Below are 629 nucleotides of genomic sequence, written 5' to 3'. Positions count from 1 at the left end.
GTACAGGATCTGGTTGCAAGAGGGGCATTTTGTCCATACGCCTTCTGGAATATTCGCTTTACGCGTACTGATTATATTCTTCTTATCTAATAGTTTTTCTATCCAACTCATTGGAAACCTTATCCAGTTCACTTTTAATGATGAGTATTGTATAAGCCTGTTTCTGGTAATAAAGTGGCTAATATTGGCTTTATAATCCAATTAGGTGGGATTATTAGAATGGGTGGGATTAATGGGAATGCTTGAGAAGATTGATCAACAATGGCTAAAAAGCTTTCACTGTGTCTATGAGAACAATAGCTTTAAGAGAGCTGCAGAGTTTCTGTGTTTACCGACATCAAACGTCAGTCGTCATATCGCGTTGCTAGAAGAGCAGCTAGATGCTCGACTTTTTGATAGAACGACTCGCCGAATTTCTTCGACAGAAGCAGGGGACCACCTTTATCTACGAACTCAGCCATTGTTGGATAAACTCAACGACGCTCTTGAGGAGGTGACACAACACTCTCGTGAAGTCATAGGGCAACTCAATGTTTTAATGCCAGACTCACCTGACTTGGCCCAAGCCGTCGTTTCGTTTTGTACTCAATATCCATCTATTTCATTATGTTGTGATACGAGTATCAGCC

1 protein-coding gene and 1 pseudogene are annotated in these 629 nt (G+C 41.0%); one reads left to right on the top strand and one right to left on the bottom strand.

The annotated features are described in order from the left end of the window. Positions 1-111, bottom strand: a pseudogene (locus tag AB4512_RS24110) (acetyl-CoA carboxylase carboxyl transferase subunit beta); the annotation flags it as partial. A 121-nt stretch (positions 112-232) separates the two neighbouring features. Between AB4512_RS24110 and AB4512_RS24105 the strand changes: the two are divergent. Next, positions 233-629, top strand: a 397-nt coding sequence (locus AB4512_RS24105; RefSeq protein WP_372176015.1) for a LysR family transcriptional regulator, incomplete at its 3' end; no start/stop codon positions are given.

It is taken from the genome of Vibrio sp. 10N.222.52.B7, assembly GCF_041474275.1.
Lineage (GTDB): Bacteria > Pseudomonadota > Gammaproteobacteria > Enterobacterales > Vibrionaceae > Vibrio > Vibrio crassostreae_C.
Note: the sequence above shows the minus strand (reverse complement) of the source record. Positions and strands in the feature narration are given on the sequence as shown.